General features: G+C 28.7%; 18 protein-coding genes, 1 pseudogene and 1 other annotated feature. Of the genes and pseudogenes, 7 read left to right on the top strand and 12 right to left on the bottom strand.

The genetic code is table 11. The annotated features are described in order from the left end of the window. Window positions 1–12 precede the first annotated feature (12 nt). Window positions 13–273, bottom strand: a complete 261-nt coding sequence (locus QMG30_RS10030) for a hypothetical protein (protein ID WP_281815037.1) — start codon at window positions 271–273, stop codon at window positions 13–15. A gap of 156 nt (window positions 274–429) precedes the next feature. On the opposite strand from QMG30_RS10030, the gene QMG30_RS10025 reads away from it, so the two are divergent. Beyond that, window positions 430–765, top strand: coding sequence for a YlbF/YmcA family competence regulator (locus tag QMG30_RS10025; RefSeq protein WP_281815034.1), 336 nt, complete (start codon window positions 430–432; stop codon window positions 763–765). Window positions 766–805: 40 nt separating this feature from the next. Here the strand turns inward: QMG30_RS10025 and QMG30_RS10020 are convergent, their stop codons facing one another. Beyond that, the gene (locus QMG30_RS10020; RefSeq protein ID WP_281815031.1) at window positions 806–1258 is read right to left on the bottom strand and encodes a hypothetical protein; all 453 of its coding nucleotides are present in this window, start codon (window positions 1256–1258) and stop codon (window positions 806–808) included. 338 nt (window positions 1259–1596) lie between these two features. Here QMG30_RS10020 and QMG30_RS10015 point away from each other — a divergent pair, with 338 nt between their 5' ends. Further along, the gene (locus tag QMG30_RS10015) at window positions 1597–2928 is read left to right on the top strand and encodes a methyl-accepting chemotaxis protein (protein ID WP_281815029.1); all 1332 of its coding nucleotides are present in this window, start codon (window positions 1597–1599) and stop codon (window positions 2926–2928) included. Here the strand turns inward: QMG30_RS10015 and QMG30_RS10010 are convergent. The 7 genes from QMG30_RS10010 to ku all read right to left on the bottom strand — a co-directional run bounded on the left by QMG30_RS10010 (window position 2925) and on the right by ku (window position 12527). Further along, window positions 2925–4010 carry an NAD(P)H-dependent flavin oxidoreductase gene (locus QMG30_RS10010; RefSeq protein ID WP_281815027.1) on the bottom strand — a complete coding sequence of 362 codons (1086 nt, stop codon included), beginning with the start codon at window positions 4008–4010 and terminating at the stop codon, window positions 2925–2927. The genes QMG30_RS10015 and QMG30_RS10010 overlap by 4 nt on opposite strands. A gap of 321 nt (window positions 4011–4331) precedes the next feature. Beyond that, window positions 4332–6005 (bottom strand): 2-isopropylmalate synthase, encoded by a 1674-nt coding sequence (gene leuA / locus QMG30_RS10005; RefSeq protein WP_281815026.1) that lies wholly within the window; start codon window positions 6003–6005, stop codon window positions 4332–4334. A 393-nt stretch (window positions 6006–6398) separates the two neighbouring features. Continuing rightward, window positions 6399–6640 (bottom strand) — a binding site (T-box leader). A gap of 114 nt (window positions 6641–6754) precedes the next feature. Further along, a complete protein-coding gene (gene gltX / locus QMG30_RS10000) occupies window positions 6755–8230 on the bottom strand; it encodes a glutamate--tRNA ligase (RefSeq protein ID WP_281815025.1) in 1476 nt (491 codons plus the stop codon). A 185-nt stretch (window positions 8231–8415) separates the two neighbouring features. Then, complete coding sequence (locus tag QMG30_RS09995; RefSeq protein WP_281815022.1) at window positions 8416–9651, bottom strand: EAL domain-containing protein; 1236 nt, start codon at window positions 9649–9651, stop codon at window positions 8416–8418. Window positions 9652–9847: 196 nt separating this feature from the next. Then, on the bottom strand, window positions 9848–10741 hold the full coding sequence (ligD, locus tag QMG30_RS09990; RefSeq protein ID WP_281815020.1) for a non-homologous end-joining DNA ligase: 894 nt from the start codon (window positions 10739–10741) through the stop codon (window positions 9848–9850). Then, window positions 10734–11678: an ATP-dependent DNA ligase gene (locus tag QMG30_RS09985; protein ID WP_281815019.1), complete on the bottom strand. Its 945-nt coding sequence runs from the start codon at window positions 11676–11678 to the stop codon at window positions 10734–10736. The genes ligD and QMG30_RS09985 overlap by 8 nt, the downstream gene beginning before the upstream one ends. Window positions 11679–11696: 18 nt before the next feature. Beyond that, window positions 11697–12527, bottom strand: a complete 831-nt coding sequence (ku, locus tag QMG30_RS09980; protein WP_281815018.1) for a non-homologous end joining protein Ku — start codon at window positions 12525–12527, stop codon at window positions 11697–11699. 284 nt (window positions 12528–12811) lie between these two features. On the opposite strand from ku, the gene QMG30_RS09975 reads away from it, so the two are divergent. The 4 genes from QMG30_RS09975 to QMG30_RS09960 all read left to right on the top strand — a co-directional run bounded on the left by QMG30_RS09975 (window position 12812) and on the right by QMG30_RS09960 (window position 17251). After that, window positions 12812–12979: a hypothetical protein gene (locus QMG30_RS09975; RefSeq protein WP_281815017.1), complete on the top strand. Its 168-nt coding sequence runs from the start codon at window positions 12812–12814 to the stop codon at window positions 12977–12979. A 315-nt stretch (window positions 12980–13294) separates the two neighbouring features. Continuing rightward, entirely contained in the window at window positions 13295–14761 is a 1467-nt protein-coding gene (locus QMG30_RS09970; protein ID WP_281815016.1) for a TraB/GumN family protein, read from the top strand. A 233-nt stretch (window positions 14762–14994) separates the two neighbouring features. Next, entirely contained in the window at window positions 14995–15639 is a 645-nt protein-coding gene (locus QMG30_RS09965; RefSeq protein ID WP_309298647.1) for a lactate utilization protein, read from the top strand. 127 nt (window positions 15640–15766) lie between these two features. After that, window positions 15767–17251: a TraB/GumN family protein gene (locus QMG30_RS09960; RefSeq protein WP_281815013.1), complete on the top strand. Its 1485-nt coding sequence runs from the start codon at window positions 15767–15769 to the stop codon at window positions 17249–17251. 128 nt (window positions 17252–17379) lie between these two features. Here the strand turns inward: QMG30_RS09960 and QMG30_RS09955 are convergent, their stop codons facing one another. Both QMG30_RS09955 and tnpA read right to left on the bottom strand, forming a co-directional pair. After that, window positions 17380–17859, bottom strand: a complete 480-nt coding sequence (locus QMG30_RS09955) for a hypothetical protein (protein ID WP_281815011.1) — start codon at window positions 17857–17859, stop codon at window positions 17380–17382. 88 nt (window positions 17860–17947) lie between these two features. Next, window positions 17948–18272, bottom strand: a pseudogene (tnpA, locus tag QMG30_RS25050) (IS200/IS605 family transposase). A gap of 67 nt (window positions 18273–18339) precedes the next feature. Between tnpA and QMG30_RS09945 the strand changes: the two are divergent. Continuing rightward, window positions 18340–19251, top strand: coding sequence for an RNA-guided endonuclease TnpB family protein (locus QMG30_RS09945; protein ID WP_281815008.1), 912 nt, complete (start codon window positions 18340–18342; stop codon window positions 19249–19251). Here QMG30_RS09945 and QMG30_RS09940 read toward each other — a convergent pair. Beyond that, on the bottom strand, window positions 19195–19551 hold the full coding sequence (locus QMG30_RS09940) for a hypothetical protein (protein ID WP_281815006.1): 357 nt from the start codon (window positions 19549–19551) through the stop codon (window positions 19195–19197). The two genes, QMG30_RS09945 and QMG30_RS09940, sit on opposite strands and share 57 nt — an antisense overlap. Window positions 19552–19578 lie beyond the last annotated feature (27 nt).

Below are 19578 nucleotides of genomic sequence, written 5' to 3'. Positions count from 1 at the left end.
TTAAGTAGAAAATTAAACTGTGAATCTACCTTCTTCAAATTGGAATATCTTTCTAATTTCAAATGTTGGCGTAACACTAATTGTTAGAAGTGCTGTTTTTGCAAATCTCCTTGTTCCTTCATTAACAGTTAATGTAAATGGAATATTCGCCTTCACCAATATATTTATTATATTATGTATTTGTCCTAGACTTATAACAGCTAAATCATTACATTCTTTAAAAAGATATGATGATAATAATGATAATACATCATTTATACATTCTTCTCTCATTTTTTCACCTTCCTAGTAACAAATACCTTATATCATTATATGTAATGTAACCTATCTTGGAAACATGTATAAATAATTACATGTCATTAATTTTATCACACTTTATTGTTCTTAGAATATATTGTAATCACAAGTATTTCTTATCGAGGTGTAAATATGGATATTGAAAAAAAGACTATGGAAATTATTAACCTTATAAAAAACACTGAGGAGTTCAAAAACGCTAAAGATATTAGAAGTAGAATATTGAAAGATGCTAATTTAACTGCAATGATTAAAAACTTCCAATCTAGGCAAGCAGAGTTATATAGGAGAAATCTCCCCCCTCAACAAATGGAATTAGAAATGAAAAAAATTGCTGATAACTTTGAACGAATGTCAAGTAATACTATAATTAAAGATTATGCCCAAGCAGTTCAGCAAGTCCAGGGAATAATATATAACTCAAATATGACTATATTAGAATCTATTGATGAAGAGCTAAATATTTAACTTTTCCAACTAAATTAAGGCGCTAATTCAGAATTGCGCCTTAATCCATTTCCATAATATCATCATCTACTTCTATCATATCATCCATATCAGTAAAATCATCGTTTTCCATCATATCATTCATCATTGATTCGTCATTCATATCGTACATCATGTAATTATTCATGGGACTGGTATTATCATATCCATTCATAATGTCTCTCAATACCATTGCACTCATATTATATAGATTCTTAGCTGTAGCATTAATCATGGAATATATTTCTATCATCTGATACATATCCATCATTGGATTCATCTCTAACATATCATCCATATCATCATAATCATACATGTAATACCTTTCATCCATATCGTATACATTATTCCTGTCATACATATCATATTTATCGTCACTATCATCAGCATTTTGTGGGTATCTTGGTCTGCTTGGAACGATTTTAGTCATCCTATCATTTTCATTAACGTTATCATAACAGTAAATTCTCTCCATCAGAATACTCCTTTTAATTGATCTAATATTACTATATGTTATTGTTGATAATATTGCTAGAATTATTATATAAATCCAAAGTATTTATTACGTATCATGTATGTCAACTTTAATTTTCTACCTTTAAGTAGAATGTACAAGATGAAAGCATTTAATCTTTTACCTTTCTATAAAATAAAAAGGTTGATTATAATAAATGAAGTTGAGAAAAATGAAGTTAAACTTTTATATTATATCAGATATATGTTATACTATGAGTATTAAAGCAACATTTGGTATAATAATAGTTGACTCTTACTGTTAATTAATACCATAAAATTTTAATTGAGGTGACAATATTGAAAAAGATTAGAGGAAAATTACTAACAATAAGTTTGATGATTAGCTCAATATTATCTATTATCGGATTATGTCTTTCTATTATTTTAATTAAGATGGCTACTAATAATGAAGATGTAATAAGTACAGCTAAGTTGACTAATCTCGGAATAATAATTTTAATTGCTACTGCCTTAAATTTATTGATTACTTTATTTGTACTATATCGACTAGTGTCTAGACTAGCACCTGCCATTAGTACTATTAGTAACAACGCAATATCTATAGCAAAGGGAGATTTAAGTTTTGAGCTAGATAAAAAAGTATTGAAAAATCAAGATGAAAGTGGAAGTCTTCTAAGATCTTTTTCAACCCTTAGAATCAATTTGGTAAATTATATTGAAAAGATCAAAGATAATACTGGTAAATTAACTAACTCTTCCGAACTAATAAATGATTCTTCTAAATCAATATTAAGTGGTATAGAAGAAATGTCAGGAGCTATAGAACAAATAGCGGATAGTTCGTCATCTCAAGTCGCAAATGTAGAAAAAGGTCAACATACAATTGACACTCTTTCCAAAATAATTGATGAAGACCTTATGATAATCAATTACCTGTTAGAATCATTCAAACAGATTAATTCAGCTGTAAATGAAGGTAATGATTCTCTAGATGCCCTATTACAAAAAAGCACTGAGAGTGCTAATTCTACAAAAAGTGTATATGAAATTGTCAGAGAGACTAATGAAACTGCCGAAAAAATAAGCGAAGTCACAACGCTTATTGCTTCTATTGCAGAACAAACCAATCTTTTAGCATTAAATGCAGCTATCGAAGCTGCTAGAGCTGGTGAACATGGTAAAGGTTTCGCTGTAGTTTCAGATGAAATCAGAAAGTTAGCAGAACAATCTGCATCATCTACAGCACAAATTGATGAAATCGTTAAAGGATTACAAGAGAAATCAAATACTGCTTATGAAGAAACAAAATTAGTTCGTAGAACTGTTAAAAATCAAATGGAAATACTAAGTGAAACTAAGAAAAAATTTGATGAAATTAATAATTCCATTGAAATGTCCGAACAATATGTGACTGGAATAAAAACCAATAATACCGATCTTATAAAATATAAAGATGATGTCCTTGAACAGATAGCAATAATCTTTAAATTAGCAGAATCCAATGCAGCTTCCACTGAAGAAGTAGCCGCTGGTTCTGAAAACCAAGCTACTCAAACTCAGCAAATAAGTACGGAAATAGAATTCATACATAAACTTATTACTGAGCTATCAGCTATAGTTAAAGATTTCAAATTATATGTCAATGATGATAATACCCACCAAAATTAATTTGGTGGGTTATTATTTGTCTTATACATTGATATTTCTTCTTTTAAATTATCCATTAAATCTTTTACTGCTATAATATCTTTAATTTCATGGGCCCTGCTACCAGAGAATATTATTCCTTCTTTACCTTGAACAGAGTCTATCAATGCTTGGGATATACAATAAGGAGTTTCAACTGGATTACAAGTATGAAGACAATCGAAACATTTTTTAATAGGTATTTTACCTTGTTTTGTTTTGGTAATAAAATTATTCATAATAGCTCTACCTGGAAGTCCTACAGGACTTTTAATCAAACATATATCTTCTTTTCTGGAATCTATATATGCTTCTTTGAATTCTTCACAAGCATCACATTCGTTAGTAGCTACAAATTTAGTCCCCATTTGTACACCTTGTGCTCCTAAATCTAACATCCTACATATATCATTACCGTCCATAATGCCTCCAGCTGCAATAACTGGAATTCTTGTACTATATTCATGTTCATATGGCAAGACTGTATTAATGACATCACAAACAATCTCTTCTAAGCTTTTACATTCATCATTAACCAACTCTTTAGCTTTAAATCCTAGATGTCCACCAGCTTTTGGTCCTTCAACTATAATTGCATCTGGTAAATGATTATATTTTTCCCATTTTTTTAATATGATCCTAGCTGCTTTACTTGAAGATACAATAGGTATAATCTTAGTAGCACTTTCTTTAACTAATTTGGGTAGATCGATTGGTAAACCCGCACCTGATATAATGATATCTATTTTTTCATTGATTGCAGCTGTAACATACTCCTTATAATTGGTCATTGCCACCATTAAATTAACTCCTAGGATTCCTTTGGGACTTAATTCTCTTGCTTTTCTTATTTCCTTTTTCAGTGCTCTAGTATTAGCTTGTAAAGTATCAGTAAAAAAGTCAGGTTCCGTATAACCTATTTGAACTCCAGATATAACACCTACTCCACCTTCATTAGCTACCGCTGAAGCCAATCTGGATTTGGAAACTCCAATTCCCATTCCTCCTTGAATAATAGGTATATTTATATTTAAATCTCCGATTTTTAATTTTGGTATATTCAATTTAGTTTCCTCCCAAGTTATATCGTTTGATAAACAAATATTTTGATAATCAAAGTATACTGTATATTGGTAATATTGTCAAGTCAATAAGTGTTTTTTAAAACTACGTCTTGAATCATAACCATTACAATCCATCTTTTATAGTTTTGCTCTTTTTCTTGTATTTTATTATAATAAGTGGTAATTATTTTATATCTTAACTATATACTTAAATATTTTATTCTATATAACACAGATTTCACACAAAAAAAGCCAATGGTTTATTGCTTTATCAAGCATATAACCCATTGGTTTTTAATATAATAATCTTATTAGTATAAATTACTTCATATGTCTATTTATTGCACAAATCAATGCTCTGATAGAAGCTAGATTGATGTTAGAATCTTTTCCTATACCAAATTTAATCTTGTCATCTTCGTTGATAAGTCCTATATAAGCAACAGCATGTGCATCTGCTCCCCCGTTCATACTATGTTCTTCATATTCTACTAACTTAAATGGTTCAATATCCAATTCTCTTATTCCATTGACAAAAGCTGCTATTGGACCGTTACCTGTACCTTTTATATGTTTTGTTTTACCCTTGAAAGTTACTTCTGCTGTTACAGTAACTTTGACATCTTTGTTATTTGTATTTTTATCTTCAATTATACTTTCAAATTTATTTAATGACAAAATCGTATCTTGCTCGAAATACTCTTTTTCAAATATATTATATATTTCCTGTGGATTTAGTTCTTTTCCAGTTTTATCAGTCACATTCTGAATCAACTTTCCTACTTCTGGATGCATTTTCTTAGGTAATCTATAACCGTATTCATTTTCTAAGATATATGCGATACCACCTTTTCCAGATTGACTATTGATTCTTATTATTGCTTCGTATTCCCTTCCTATATCTGAAGGATTAATCGGTAGATATGGAACTTCCCAATATTCATTATCTTTTTTATTGTACTCATCCAATCCTTTTTTAATTGCATCTTGATGCGAACCTGAAAAAGCAGTATAAACCAATTCACCAGCATAAGGGTGACGTTCATGAACTTTTAGCATCGTACACTCTTCATAAACACTAATGATATGATTAATATCATCAATCTTAAGTTCTGGATCAATACCTTGTGAATATAGATTCATAGCAACTGTCAACATATCCAAATTACCAGTTCTTTCTCCATTACCAAATAATGTACCTTCTACTCTATCAGCACCAGCTAACATTGCAAGCTCTGTTGCGGCAACTCCAGTCCCTCTGTCGTTATGAGTATGAACGCTTACAGTTACACACTCTCTACAGCTAATGTTTTTGCAAAACCATTCAATTTGGTCTGCATATACATTAGGCATTGACATTTCTACTGTAGCAGGTAAATTGATTATTATCTTATTTTGTTCTGTTGGCTTCCAAGCCTTTATTACAGCTTCACATATTTCTAATGCGAAATCAAGCTCCGTTCCAGTAAAACTTTCTGGCGAATATTCTAAAACGATATCTTCTACATTACTTTTTTTAGCGAATTCTTTAATTAGTTTAACACCTTTAACAGCAATGTCAATTATGGCTTTTTTATCTTTCTTGAATACTACTTTCCTTTGTAGTGTAGAAGTAGAATTATATACATGAACAATCGCTTTTTTACAACCTTCTATAGCTTGGAACGTTTTTTCTATAAGACCTTCTCTAGCCTGTGTAAGTACTTGAATTGTCATATCATCGCCTAACATATTTTCTTCAATCAACTTACGAGTGAAATCAAATTCTGCCTTTGATGCAGAAGGAAAACCAACTTCAATCTCTTTAAAACCCATTTCTTTCAATAAGTAAAACATCTTAGTCTTTTTCTCAACATTCATGGGGATAGGAAGTGATTGATTCCCATCTCTTAGATCAACACTACACCATATTGGAGCCTTAGTAATGGTATTTGATGGCCACATACGATTAACTAATTCTACAGATTCAAATTTCTTATAATTTTTATAACTCATTTTAATTCCTCCTCTAAAATAATTACTATTACCTAAACATCATCAATTTAATACAGCAACATATTATTTAATTAAACAACCAAAGTGAATTTAATACTATTAATAAGAGCTAGTTTTCCTAAAAACCATCTTATCAATACAACAATTAAAATAGATGCTAAACTATCCTATTAAATAAAAAAAGCCTCATCTCTTAACTCAAGAGACGAAGGTCCGTGGTACCACTCTTATTTATTTCTATAATAGAAATACACTTATTGGATATAGTAAATTAAAATTCTAATGGATTGCAAATAGTAGTTTATAATTGATAGATTCATGAGTATATAATAAAGCTTTCCTATTCCTTTACTCATAAATATTAGTTATTTAAATACAAAAAAACCTTTCGCCAAAAGAGACGAAAGGTATAATCTATCGAAAACCACTCTTTACAAAATAAATTTGTAATCCTATAGATACAGGTAACATTTACCGATATCCTGCCAATCTAACGGTTGGGTTCCGTCTCCTCCTACTAAAATTTCAGGGAGCAACTCCAAGGCGAGTTCAATATTTATCAAATGCTGTTTCACACCAACCAACAGCTCTCTTGAATTATCCAAATATCTACTATTCCTTTTCACAGTCTTTATTTAATATCAAGTTAATTTTTAAATATATTATCATTAATTTCTAAACTTGTCAATAGAATTAATGTATTTTTTTTAATTATAAAGCATTTTTATACATTATAGCATTACATAAAATTACTTATTTAATTCTTTTTTTAGTTTTTCTATACCATATTTAATTCTTCTGATTGATTCTTCCTTACCAAAAATATCAGCCAAATCAAATGCTCCACCAGGTGTCATGGCTTTTCCTGATAAAACAGTTCTTAATGGCCATAACATTTGTCCATTTTTGATACCAAGCTCTTTTACAAAATCCATAACTGTCTCATGTAAACTATCAACATCAAATTTCTCTTGTTTTTCTAATACAGGTAAAATCTTTTGAAGATTCTCTAATGAATTCTCTGGATTAGTTTTCATTCTTTTGTGATTATATAAATCCAGACTGTAATCTGGCAACTCTTCAAAGAAATCAAGGTGAGCTGGTATTTCAGTAAGAATTTCAACTCTTGATTTAATTAAAGGACTAATTTTTCTTAGGTCTATATAATCTTTTGTAATGACTTGTTTCATGTAAGGTAAAGCAATTTCATGAAACTCATCATCAGTCATTCTTTTAATGTATTCTCCATTCATCCATTTAAATTTCTGCATATCAAAAACAGCTGGAGATTTGTTAATGTTTCTATAGTCAAATTCTTTTATGAGTTCATCCATATTGAATATCTCTTCATTTGACCTTGGACTCCAACCAAGTAATGCAACAAAATTAACTATTGCTTCAGAAAGGAATCCTTGTTCAACAAGATCTTCATATGATGAATGTCCACTTCTCTTACTTAACTTTTGATGTTCTTCATTAGTTATAAGTGGGCAATGCACATATGTAGGTACTTTCCAACCAAATGCATCATATAATCTATTATATTTTGGAGAAGATGATAAATATTCATTTCCTCTTACTACATGAGTTATACCCATAAGATGGTCATCTATTACATTTGCGAAGTTATATGTTGGATAACCATCTGATTTTATTAATATCATATCGTCAAGTTCAGAATTATCTACAGTAATAGTTCCATAGATATCATCATTGAAGGAAGTTGTACCTGTAGTGGGATTGTTCTGCCTTATAATGTAAGGTACATCAGCTGCAAGCTTTTCTTCTACTTCTTCTTTTGAGAGATTTAGACAATGTTTGTCATATCTATATGTCTCTTTTGCTTCTTCCGCTTTGCTTCGTAAATCATCTAATCTTTCTTTATCGCAGAAGCAATAGTAAGCCTCACCTTTATCTATAAGCTGTTTAGCATATTTTAGATATATTCCTTGTGCTTGTCTCTCACTTTGAACGTAAGGACCTACTCCTCCATCTTTATCAGGACCTTCATCATGTATTAGTCCAGTATTTTTTAGTGTATTATAGATAATTTGGGTTGCACCCTCCACATATCTCTCTCTATCTGTATCTTCTATACGAAGTAAAAAATCTCCATCTTCATGCTTAGCTATTAAAAAAGCATATAATGCTGTTCTAAGGTTACCAACATGCATTCTACCTGTTGGACTAGGTGCAAATCTAGTTCTAATTTTAACTTTATCCATGTTACTGCCTCCATTATTTATTGATTATTAAAATCAATATTTGTATCAATTCATTAAGTATAATATTATATTATGTTTTTGTATAAGTCAACTAGATATATGGTATAAATATAATTTATTCCATATTAACCTACTTTTCGTTTACCGTAATCTGTTGTAAGTGTAATCTTTTGTTTTTCAATAAACTATATATTATAATTAAACCTGTTAATATTAATATTTAGACATAATATATACTGCACTCCATTTGAATCAACTATGTACTTAGAAACCCCAATACAAATATTATTAGTCAATAAAGAGTGAAAAGGTTTTGTAATCCATACATCAAGTATATTATTAACTAATCTTTCATAGATCTCTTTTTCTGAAAAATCCATATTCCTTTTAGATATATTAAATATAGAAGAATTCCTTGTCCTAAAATTTTCTTTGTTAATTAAAGCATCACTTACTTGTAATCCATCCATATCTAAAATCCAACAGTTCTCTACAAATGAATATTCTTTAAATATTTTTGTAATGCTGTTTTCTTCATTTCCTATTTTAACACCATCTATTTGTCCTTTGATTCTGTCCATGAAATTGATTATCTTTGTCATAGTATTTCTATTGCTACCTACTTTATTTTTATTATGATATTTAGTAATATCATCTCTATTCTTGAAATCATTTATTATCTTGTCTATTTCTATTGATGATAATTTACTTGGTCTGGCAATATAATAACCTTGTACGAATTGTGCTCCTGATTCAATAAAATATGTTAGTTGACTATCAGTTTCTATTCCTTTTGCAACTACAACCATTCCCATTTCATGTGCCACTACTGATATGAATTTCAACAAATTATCTCTATATAATTCACTTTCTAGGTTTTGAAGTAGAGAAGTATTGATCTTAATTATATCAGGATTAATTAATAGTAGCTTATCTAAATTAAAGTAATCTTGTCCTATATCATCAATACTCATATAAAATCCTTTTTTTCTGTATTTATCTATAAATGTTTCTACTTGTTTTAATGAGTTAGGATTGAAGTTACTTAAATCTATTGCTATATTTTCATAAGGAATATTGTATTGGTCTGCACATTCAATTAAATAATTGTAGTTGATTGAATAAGAAATAAAGGTATCTTCTATATTAATAAATAATAGAGTGCTTTTATTTTTATTATATATGTACGTGAATTCTTTAATGGCTTTTTTTATACATAGTTTGTCTAGTTCTACTGAGAGACCATATATCTTGGCCTGTTCAAACAGTTCATTTGGATTTATACTGACATTGGTTATAGGATCTATTCCTCTAGCCAATGCTTCAATACCTACGGCAAAATCTTCATGAGGTGATAGAATGACTTGTAATAACATTTCTACACTTTCTCGTTCGATGATATCTGTAATATTAATGTTCATTGTAATTTCCCCTAAAAATTCAAAATTATTCTCACTAACTTATTTCATACGCTAACTAAAATTAAGTTTATTTAATTAAATTAATTATAGCAATTAAGTTTAATATTGTAAATGAATTGTTTAGGGGAGCTTTTATTGTTAAGTTGTTGTTGTGCCTATTGTTGTGGTGTTTTTTAGTTCATAGTGCCATAGGGATTTATTTTATTTGTTGCAATATAGAACTTACGTTTTCTGCATTCTTATTATCAATTAGAGGTTCAAATAAATCACCATTTTTTTTAATTCTGTCCATTGCATTCATTATAGTGAAATCACTTGGTTTTATTCCTTTTTTTACTTCTTCCCATTTTACGGGCATTGATATAGAAGCAAATTTAGTAGCTCTTGGGGAATACGGGTTGATTATACTTTTACCTTCCCACATTTGTAGGTAGTCAAAATATAGTTTATTGCCTCTTTTTTCTTTTAATCTTTCTATCGTAATTAGATTAGGATATTTGTTGGCAAAATATTCCGCGAAGAATTTACTTATTTTTCTTGCTAAATTATAATCATATTTTTCTCCTATAGGAATATATATCTGCAATCCTGTAGCTCCAGAAGTTTTTACATAGCTATTGACATTAAGTTTGTTAAGAGTTTCATAGATTAGTAGTGCTACTTCAATTACTTGATCGAATGTTTGTCCTTGTGATGGGTCAAGATCAAATACTAGACTGGTAGGTGAAAAAGGTTTTTGTATTCTATTGAATGTAGTATGAAATTCAAGGGATGCCAAGTTTCCTAGCCATATAAGTGTAACTTGTTTATTTAGATTAATATATTCACTTCCATCTTTCCAGTTTACAGTATCGACAAAATCAGGAGCATAAGCTGGAACTTTTTTTTGATAGAAAAATTTTTTGTTATAACCATCTGGATATCTGATAGTAGTTAAGAATCTGTCTTTTGCATGTTTTATAATATATGGTGATAAATAAATTAGATATTTGATATAATCTACTTTTGATATACCAAGTTCTGGCCATAGTAATTTATCTGGATTTGATATCTTAACTTTGTTATTATCAATCATTATAAATTTATCCATTATAGGTGTACTCCTCTCCATTGGCTTCATTCGGTTTCATTTTACTGAATCCTATTATTTTAGGATGTCTTAATGAACTTTTATTAGTCCATTCCAAAAAACTAACCCAACAAGTTAATATAGGCTTTAACCAGATTACATTTTTAGCTTTATTGATGTTATTAAAAATACTATATTCATTAGATAAAAAATCTAAATTTTCTTGAAGCAATTTTAGATCTGATTGTTTTAAGCCTATACTTGCATTTCCAATGTATATAAATTTTTCATCACTATAAATTCCTAATAAAAGAGATTTTATTGTATTTCCGCTGTACTGAATTCCGCCTATAACTGCTAACATTTTTTTGAATATCTTCGTTTTATACCACATATCATGCTTTTTACCAGCAATATATTTACTATTTATATTCTTAGAGACTATACCTTCATAATTCTTTTCTTCCATTAAATTATATAAAAGTACTCCATCATCAAATGAATCCGTTATGGTTATAGTGCTATTCTTATTTAGAATCTCATTCAACATTTCATTTCTCTTTTTTAATGGCAGATTTCTTAAATCAGAATCATCTAGATATAATATATCAAAAACTATATACTTAATCGGATATTTATTTGCATAATGTTTTATTTTATCATAAGTCCTTACTCTTTCTCTATTTAGTATATAATTAAAAGTAGGACGTAAATTATCATCAAGAACAATTATTTCTCCGTCAATAATTCCACTTTTGCCTTTAAAGAGCTTATTGATTTCATTAATTTCGGGATAGAATTTCGTTCTTTCATTGCCATTCTTAGTAAATACTCTATGATTATTATTTTTTATATAAGTAATTCCCCTTATTCCATCCCATTTAATTTGATGAATAAATTCTGAGTCTTTTATTATTTCATTAGACAAAATAGGTTCCATAGGTCTGATTAATTCCATACGAATAGCCTTTCTTATTTAGCTGGTTTGTTTTTTAGTGGTAGTTTTCTTCTTCTTAGTAGATGGTTTGCCTTTTTGGGTCTTTGATTCTTTTAGACTTGCCTGTAATGCTTCCATCAGATCTATGACATTTCTTTCTGGAGCTTCCTTAGTGACTTTTATTTCTTTTCCTGCTATCTTCTTATTGATCAATTCAACCATTGCTTCTCTATAATCGTCTTTATATTTGGTAGGATTGAATTCGGCTGTTAGATTGTCAATAAGCTGATTGGCTATATTAAGTTCTTTTTCTTCTACATTTTCATCTTCAGGCAATCCAGGAATTTGACTTATTGGACGTACTTCATCAGGATAGAAGATCGTTTCCATAACAAGAACATTTTCATACACTCGTAGTGCTGCAAGTGATTGTTTATTTCTTATAGTTATTGTAGCTATAGCTATCTTCCCTGTTTCTTCCATGGCTTTTCTTAGTAATTTATATGCTTTTCCTACAACATCTTGGGGTGCAAGATAATAAGTCTTATTAAAATATATAGGGTCAATTTCTGACAGATTGACAAAATCTATTATTTCTATTGATTTAGCATTTATTCCATTTTTTATAGAATCCAGATCTTCGTTATTTATTACGACAAAATGTCCAGGCTCATATTCAAATCCTTTAACTATTTCTTCTTCTGCTACTTCTTTATTACAGGTAGGACATATCTTTTTATATTTAATCGGTGTATTACATTCTTTATGAATATATCGAAATCTGACATCCTTATTTTCGGTAGCAGCAAACATTTTTATAGGTATGTTAACTAAACCGAAACTAATTGAACCTTTCCACATAGTATGCATTTATTACTCATCCTTTCCAAACCTAGATATTGAATTACTCTTAATTATTATTTGTAAAAGTAGGATATTAATTCAACAGATTTTCATCACCAATAAGAAGAAAAGCCAATCTATTTTCATAGTGAAAATAGATTGGCTTTTTAACAGAATCATACTTGTTGATTGTTGTAACTTAAATCATATATTGATAAATTTATAGTAATTATAAATTATAGAATGTAATAATTTATATTGGTTTCATCATATTATTTAATAAGTTTAATTTACATTTAAGGGGGATCTATATGATTTATAATGAAATATACATATATGATGAAAAAAGTAAAATATTAATGTTAACCAATGAAAAGCAACTTAATTACTATTTGAAAAAAGGGTTTAAAAGAATAACTGACGAAGAAGCAAAAGCACTTCCAAACTATGATAAAATAAAAGAAATTCTTGATTCATGAAATTCTTGACTAAGCTTTTCTTTTAACAATAATTTAATACATTTATTTATCCATATATATAAGCTTTGCAGGATCCTATTGATCTCTGCAAAGCTTATACTTATAAATGCAAATATGGGTAACAAGAAAATCATTATAACTAATAAAACAAACAAATAGTTATAATGATAAAATATTATGTTGCTAACTTTTCGTGAATATTATTAATTTATACTATATTTCTAAATATTGACATTAATACATGAAGTATGTTACTATCAATCAGTACTTTATACATATACATTTTAATTATTACTTAAGAAAGGCGGTTATATTATGAAACAAATAGTTAAAAAATTAACTATCTTGTGTATGGCTCTTGTATTATGTTTATCAACACTCAATTTACAAGTAGCATATGCAAACGAAGAACCTGTCAACCAACCTGAACTACCAAGTACATGGGCTTTAGAGGATGTTCAAATGTTAAGCATCTATGATATTATTGATTTATCAATGTTTGCTGATTACAAAGCTTCTGTAACTACTAGAGAATTATATACTGTAGGTATCAGGCTTTATGAAAAAATTTCAGGCAAAACAGTTATTAATGAAGATATATCAATAGATGATACTCTCATTAAAGCTACATACAATGTTTTTAATGTTTCTTTACAACAAAGTGACTTAGATTTTATAACTACAAGGAAAAATGTTGTTGACGTTTTATATGGTGTAATTAAAAAATCAGCACCAACATTTGAATATGATTATGATTATACTGTAGATTACGAAGATATCACACCTACTAACAATGGGGATAGTATAAAATATCTAGTTTCTAATAAATTATTGAATGGTGTTAATGATAAAAGATTAGAACTTAATGATTCTTGTACTAAAGAACAACTTTTTGCTCTAACAAGTAGAACTTATTATTATGTCATTCAAAAGCTAGATAAAGCAGCTAAAGGTGTTTTCTGGAAAGTTGAAGGAGAAAAAAGTACAGTTTATCTTCTTGGTTCTATTCATTTAGCTGATTCCACCCTTTATCCAATGAATGATGATATATTAGATGCTTTTGATTCCTCAGATGCTCTTTCTGTTGAAGTTGATATGTTTGATAAAGAAGGACTAGCCTACATGCAAGAAAATATGGTTTATCAAGATGGTACTACAATTGATCAAGTCCTATCAGAAGAAACTTATAAATTGTATGTTGACAAAATGGAGAGTTTTGGTGTTACAAAAGAGCAATATGATGTACTCAAACCTTGGGAAGCTGCTTTTCTTATTCAAAATTCAGAAGCTGCTAAAAGTTCAATTGAAGCTGGATTAGGTGTTGATGTATACTTAATGTCAAAAGCATTAAATAATAAACCTATAATAGAAATTGAAGGTTATAAATTCCAAACAGATTTACTTAATTCATTTGATAACGAAATTCAAGAAGCATTTTTATTTAGTTCTTTAACTAGTCCTGCTAATGAAGCTGACGATAATAGTGACGTAGAAGTTGTTGATAATGTTGCTATTTTAACAAATATGTTAACAGCATGGAAATCAGGAGATATTGAAGGATTAGAAAAATGTATTGGATTTGATGAGAATAATGTTGATGAGTTTAATAAGAAATTTTTAGTTGAAAGAAATGAACATATGTATGAAAACGTATTGAATTATCTTAATGATGAAGAAGGTAAAACTTACTTCGTTGTAGTTGGTGCAGGTCATATGGTCACTAATAGTGGTATTGTTAAAAAATTGGAAGATAAAGGATATGAAGTAGAACAAATAAAATAACATGAATTTATTTTCAGCTAATAGATTGATTATTTGAATGTTATGGTTACTAGTACATATAAGCTTTGCAGAATTCTATTTGATTTCTGCAAAGCTTATTATTAATTACTCAACTTTACCATTCAATAGATGCTATGACTTAAATTACTACTGTAACTGAAATTAGAAATTATAGACTGTATCACATATTAATGTTATACTACTAGAAACTGGAAGCATAAAGAATATAGGAGATGATAATTTTGTTACCTAGAAAAAAATACTACGAAAATACTGCCAATACCTTAATAAAACAATTCAACAAAAGAAATATTGAAGCGCATTATTTTGAAGATATAAATAGTGCTAAAGAGAAGATTCTCGACATAATTGAAGATGGTTCTACTGTTTCATGGGGTGGATCCATGACTTTAGAAGAAATTAATCTGATTGATGATTTAAAACAAGGCGATTATAATCTGTTAGACAGAAGTACTGTAAAAAGTCGCAAAGAAGTTAAAGAAATATATGATAAAGCAATGAGTTGTGATTATTTCTTAATGAGCTCTAATGCAATTACTCTAGATGGTAAATTAGTTAATATTGATGGTACTGGAAATAGAATCGCAGCTCTTATATATGGTCCGAAAAACGTAATTATAGTAGCAGGTATGAACAAAGTTGTTCTTGATGAAGATACTGCTTTTAAAAGAGTACGTAATGAAGCTGCACCAATTAATGCTGTAAGACTTAATCGAAACACTCCATGTTCTCACACAGGAAAATGTGCAGATTGTCTGAGCGATGATTGTATTTGTTGTCAAATGTTGGTAACAAGAAAATCATTAATTCCTAATAGAATAAAAGTTATTCTTATTGGTGAAGAATTAGGTTACTAATTTTTGCTAAATATCATTAATTCATACTAAATTTCTAAATATTGACATTAATATATATGTGTGGTAACATCAATCATTGATTAATACATATATATTTTAATCCTTATTTAAGAAAGGCGGTTATATTATGAAACAAATAGTTAAAAAAATAACTATATTATGTATGGCTCTTGTTTTATGTTTATCAACACTAAATCTACAAGTGGCATATGCAAATGAAGAACCTATCAACCAACCTGTCAATCAACCTGAACAACCAAGTATGTGGGCCTTAGAGGATGTTCAAATGTTAAGTATCTATGATATTATTGATTTGTCAATGTTTTCTGATTACAATGCTTTTATAACTAATAGAGAATTATATACTGTAGGTATAAGACTTTATGAAAAGATAACAGGTGAAAATGTTACTGATGAAGATATATCAATAGATGATATGGCTCTCATTAAAGCTTCTTACAAAGTTTTCAATGTATTCTTGCAACAAAGCGATTTAAATCTTATAACTACAAGAAAAAATGTTGTTGATGTTTTATACGGTGTTATTAAAAAATCAGCACCAACATTTGAATATAATTATGATTATATTGTAGATTATGAAGATATCACTCCTTCTGACAATGTTGATAGTGTAAAATATCTTGTTTCTAATAGATTATTAAATGGAGTTAGTGACGAAAGATTAGAACTTAACAATTCTTGTACTAAAGAACAACTTTTTGCTCTAGCAAGTAGAACATATTATTATGTTATTCAGAAATTAGATAAAGCTGCAAAAGGTCTTTTTTGGAAAGTAGAAGGAGAAAAAAGTACAGTTTATTTACTTGGTTCTATTCATATAGCCGATTCCAGCATCTACCCAATGAATGATGATATATTAAATGCTTATGATTCTTCAGATGCTCTTTCTGTTGAAGTTGATATATTCGGCAGCGCAGAAGGATTAGCTTACATGCAGGAAAAGATGGTTTATCAAGATGGTACTACAATAGATCAGGTTCTATCAAAAGAAACTTATAAATTATATGTTGATAAGATGGAAAGTCTTGGTATTAAAAAAGAGCAATATGATGTATTAAAACCTTGGAGTGCAGCATTTTTTATTCAAAATTCAGAAGCTGCTGAAAGTTCAATCCAAGCTGGACTAGGTGTTGACGTATTTTTAATGTCAAAAGCATTAAATACTAAACCTATAATAGAAATTGAAGGTTATAAATTCCAAACTGATTTATTTAATTCTTTTAATGATGAAATTCAAGAAGCATTCTTACTCAGTTCTCTAATCAGTCCTGAAAATAATACTGACAGTAATAGTGACGTTGAAGTTCTTGATAATGTCGCTGTTATAACTAATATGTTAGCAGCTTGGAAATCCGGAGATATTAAAGGAATAGAAAAATACATTGTATTTGATGAGAATAATGTTGATGAATTTAATAAGAAATTTTTAGTTGAAAGAAATGAACATATGTATGAAAACGTATTAAATTATCTTAACGATGATGAAGGAAAAACTTACTTTGTTGTAGTTGGTGCTGCTCATATGATTACTAATAGTGGTATCGTTAAGAAATTGAAAGATAAAGGATATGAAGTTGAGCAAATAAGATAAATTGATATTTTTTACTGTTGTTAGTAACGGTTGGCTATTTATAATAATGGCTAACCGTTACTAACAGTATTTGCTATAATCCGTTATAGCTGATATTAGGGACATTAGAAAAATTATTTGGTGCTCACCTAATCATCAATTTCTTCAGCTGCTATATTATCCTTTAAGAACATTATCAACTGTTCACTAGCTTTTTTACTTGGCATTATTGCCATCAGCACAATAGGAATTATAAAAAACATCGTAACTAATATTTCTACTATTCCTGTGTAATATATCATGGACAGCATTTTATTAGTTACTCCCCATAAAAATATAAATGCTATTATTATCCATATATAAACAAATAATCGTAAATTAAGTAATCTAGTGGTGATTTTTGCTTTTATTAGAGTGTCCCCATCTTGTTCATATACAACTCCTATAATTTCTTTACTGAAACTGTTCTTAGTATATGCTTTCCTATAGAAATATCTAAATCTATTATTAGAAATTTCGCCTGTAAATACATTCTCATTCCAATGACTTTTCCAATCTTTTACCAATTTATTATTCAGTTTTGTACTCACTTCTTCAATACTTAATTTTGTTTTCAGTTTAACAACCATAAAAACTCCTGATTTATATTTATTTATCTAGATGTTTCGAGAACCCCCCCCCTCCTCTAACTAGGAGGGAGATGAATCGGAACGGTTTTTAATCTTTAACTCCTGCTTGAGGGCGAATATATTTCTCAATCATTTCTATTGTTGCTCCTCCAGTTGTTAAAATGCAATAACTTCTACTCCAAAATACGGGTTTACAGTAATATTCTTTTAAATATTCACTATGTTTTTTCCTAATCAGTCTTGAAGAAACAGTCTTTAGAGTATTAACTAATTTTGCTAATTCCACTTGGGGAGGTGTTTCAAATAGTAAGTTCTTTGTTAATACATTTGTGTCTATATTTAGTTATTACAACCAAATGATATTTTAGATTGTATATTGAATGTCTATTACTTTTGAATTCACTATCATTCATCTAAAAAACTCCTTTACAACTAAATTGAATTGCGATATAATTATAACATAAGGAAGAGGGAAAATCTATGAAAATCAATAAAGCTTTCAAATATAGAATATATCCTAATAAGGAACAACTGACTTTAATTCATAAAACCTTCGGCTGTACTAGATTTGTATTCAATCGTTTTCTTAATCAAAGAATTGAATTATACAAGAATGAAGAAAAATCAACTACTTATGTTAATCAAGCTAAAGAGTTAACAGCTTTGAAAAAAGATTTAACTTGGCTTAAAGAAGTGGATAGTGTTTCTCTTCAATCTGCACTTAGGAATTTAGATACTGCTTTTAAGAATTTCTTTCAAAAAAGAGCTAAATATCCTAGATTCAAATCTAAAAGAAACAATATCAAATCTTATACAACCAAAAACACTAACAATTCAATAAGAATAGAAGGCAGTATGTTGAAGTTTCCAAAATTAGGATTACTAAAAACTAAATTTCATAGAGAAATACCTAGGAATCATAAAATATTATCTGCTACTATAAGTCAAGTACCTACAGGTGCTTATTTTGTAAGTATTACTACTGAATTTGAAAAAGAAATAATTCAAGTTCCAAGTAACGGCAACATAGTAGGTTTAGATTTTTCAATGAAAGAACTGTTTGTTAGCTCTGAAAACCAAAGAGCCAAGTATCCTAGATTTTTTCGTATGTTAGAAGCTAAACTTATCAAGGCACAAAGGAAATTATCACGTATGGCAAGGTTTTCGAATAATTGGTATAAACAAAAGATTAAAGTAGCAAAAATACACTATAAAATCAAAAATTCAAGATCGGATTTTTTACATAAACTATCTACTCAATTAGTAAATAAATACAATGCTATAGCGATAGAAGACCTAAATATGAAAGGTATGAGCCAAGCATCTTGCCTAGAATTATTCTTTCTTTATATTATGTACCTTAAATTGAATGCCCATAATCACTCTATATAATAATGGGAACAATATAGATATTATGATAACTCCCACAAGTGCTTCAATTTGCAAAGTAAAAATTACATTTGAGACTGCCATTAATATGAAAAAAACATAAAAACCTTCAGAGAATTTGGCAGTAACTCTAAGATACTTCATGATAAATTCATCTTTTAATTTTACCTTATCACGTATAAAGTCAACTAAAAAAAGCTTATCCAGATATTCCCTAAGTCTACTGAAATACCTATGTTTCATGACCAATATAAAAATACCAATTGGTAATAGCAACATTATTATCATAATTAAATTATCCATCTAATACCTCCATTAATTGTTTTTGTA

Source organism: Vallitalea longa, assembly GCF_027923465.1.
GTDB lineage: Bacteria > Bacillota > Clostridia > Lachnospirales > Vallitaleaceae > Vallitalea > Vallitalea longa.
This window is presented reverse-complemented; position numbering and strand designations above follow the sequence as displayed.

Coding starts and splice junctions, on each gene's coding strand:
- QMG30_RS09955 (WP_281815011.1), bottom strand. CDS start 17,859: ATGGTTGTTAAACTGAAAACAAAATTAAGTATTGAAGAAGTGAGTACA.
- QMG30_RS09975 (WP_281815017.1), top strand. CDS start 12,812: ATGATTTATAATGAAATATACATATATGATGAAAAAAGTAAAATATTA.
- QMG30_RS09985 (WP_281815019.1), bottom strand. CDS start 11,678: ATGGAATTAATCAGACCTATGGAACCTATTTTGTCTAATGAAATAATA.
- QMG30_RS09945 (WP_281815008.1), top strand. CDS start 18,340: ATGAAAATCAATAAAGCTTTCAAATATAGAATATATCCTAATAAGGAA.
- QMG30_RS09995 (WP_281815022.1), bottom strand. CDS start 9,651: ATGAACATTAATATTACAGATATCATCGAACGAGAAAGTGTAGAAATG.
- QMG30_RS09960 (WP_281815013.1), top strand. CDS start 15,767: ATGAAACAAATAGTTAAAAAAATAACTATATTATGTATGGCTCTTGTT.
- leuA (WP_281815026.1), bottom strand. CDS start 6,005: ATGAGTTATAAAAATTATAAGAAATTTGAATCTGTAGAATTAGTTAAT.
- QMG30_RS09965 (WP_309298647.1), top strand. CDS start 14,995: ATGATAATTTTGTTACCTAGAAAAAAATACTACGAAAATACTGCCAAT.
- ku (WP_281815018.1), bottom strand. CDS start 12,527: ATGCATACTATGTGGAAAGGTTCAATTAGTTTCGGTTTAGTTAACATA.
- gltX (WP_281815025.1), bottom strand. CDS start 8,230: ATGGATAAAGTTAAAATTAGAACTAGATTTGCACCTAGTCCAACAGGT.
- QMG30_RS10030 (WP_281815037.1), bottom strand. CDS start 273: ATGAGAGAAGAATGTATAAATGATGTATTATCATTATTATCATCATAT.
- ligD (WP_281815020.1), bottom strand. CDS start 10,741: ATGGATAAATTTATAATGATTGATAATAACAAAGTTAAGATATCAAAT.
- QMG30_RS09970 (WP_281815016.1), top strand. CDS start 13,295: ATGAAACAAATAGTTAAAAAATTAACTATCTTGTGTATGGCTCTTGTA.
- QMG30_RS10020 (WP_281815031.1), bottom strand. CDS start 1,258: ATGGAGAGAATTTACTGTTATGATAACGTTAATGAAAATGATAGGATG.
- QMG30_RS09940 (WP_281815006.1), bottom strand. CDS start 19,551: ATGGATAATTTAATTATGATAATAATGTTGCTATTACCAATTGGTATT.
- QMG30_RS10025 (WP_281815034.1), top strand. CDS start 430: ATGGATATTGAAAAAAAGACTATGGAAATTATTAACCTTATAAAAAAC.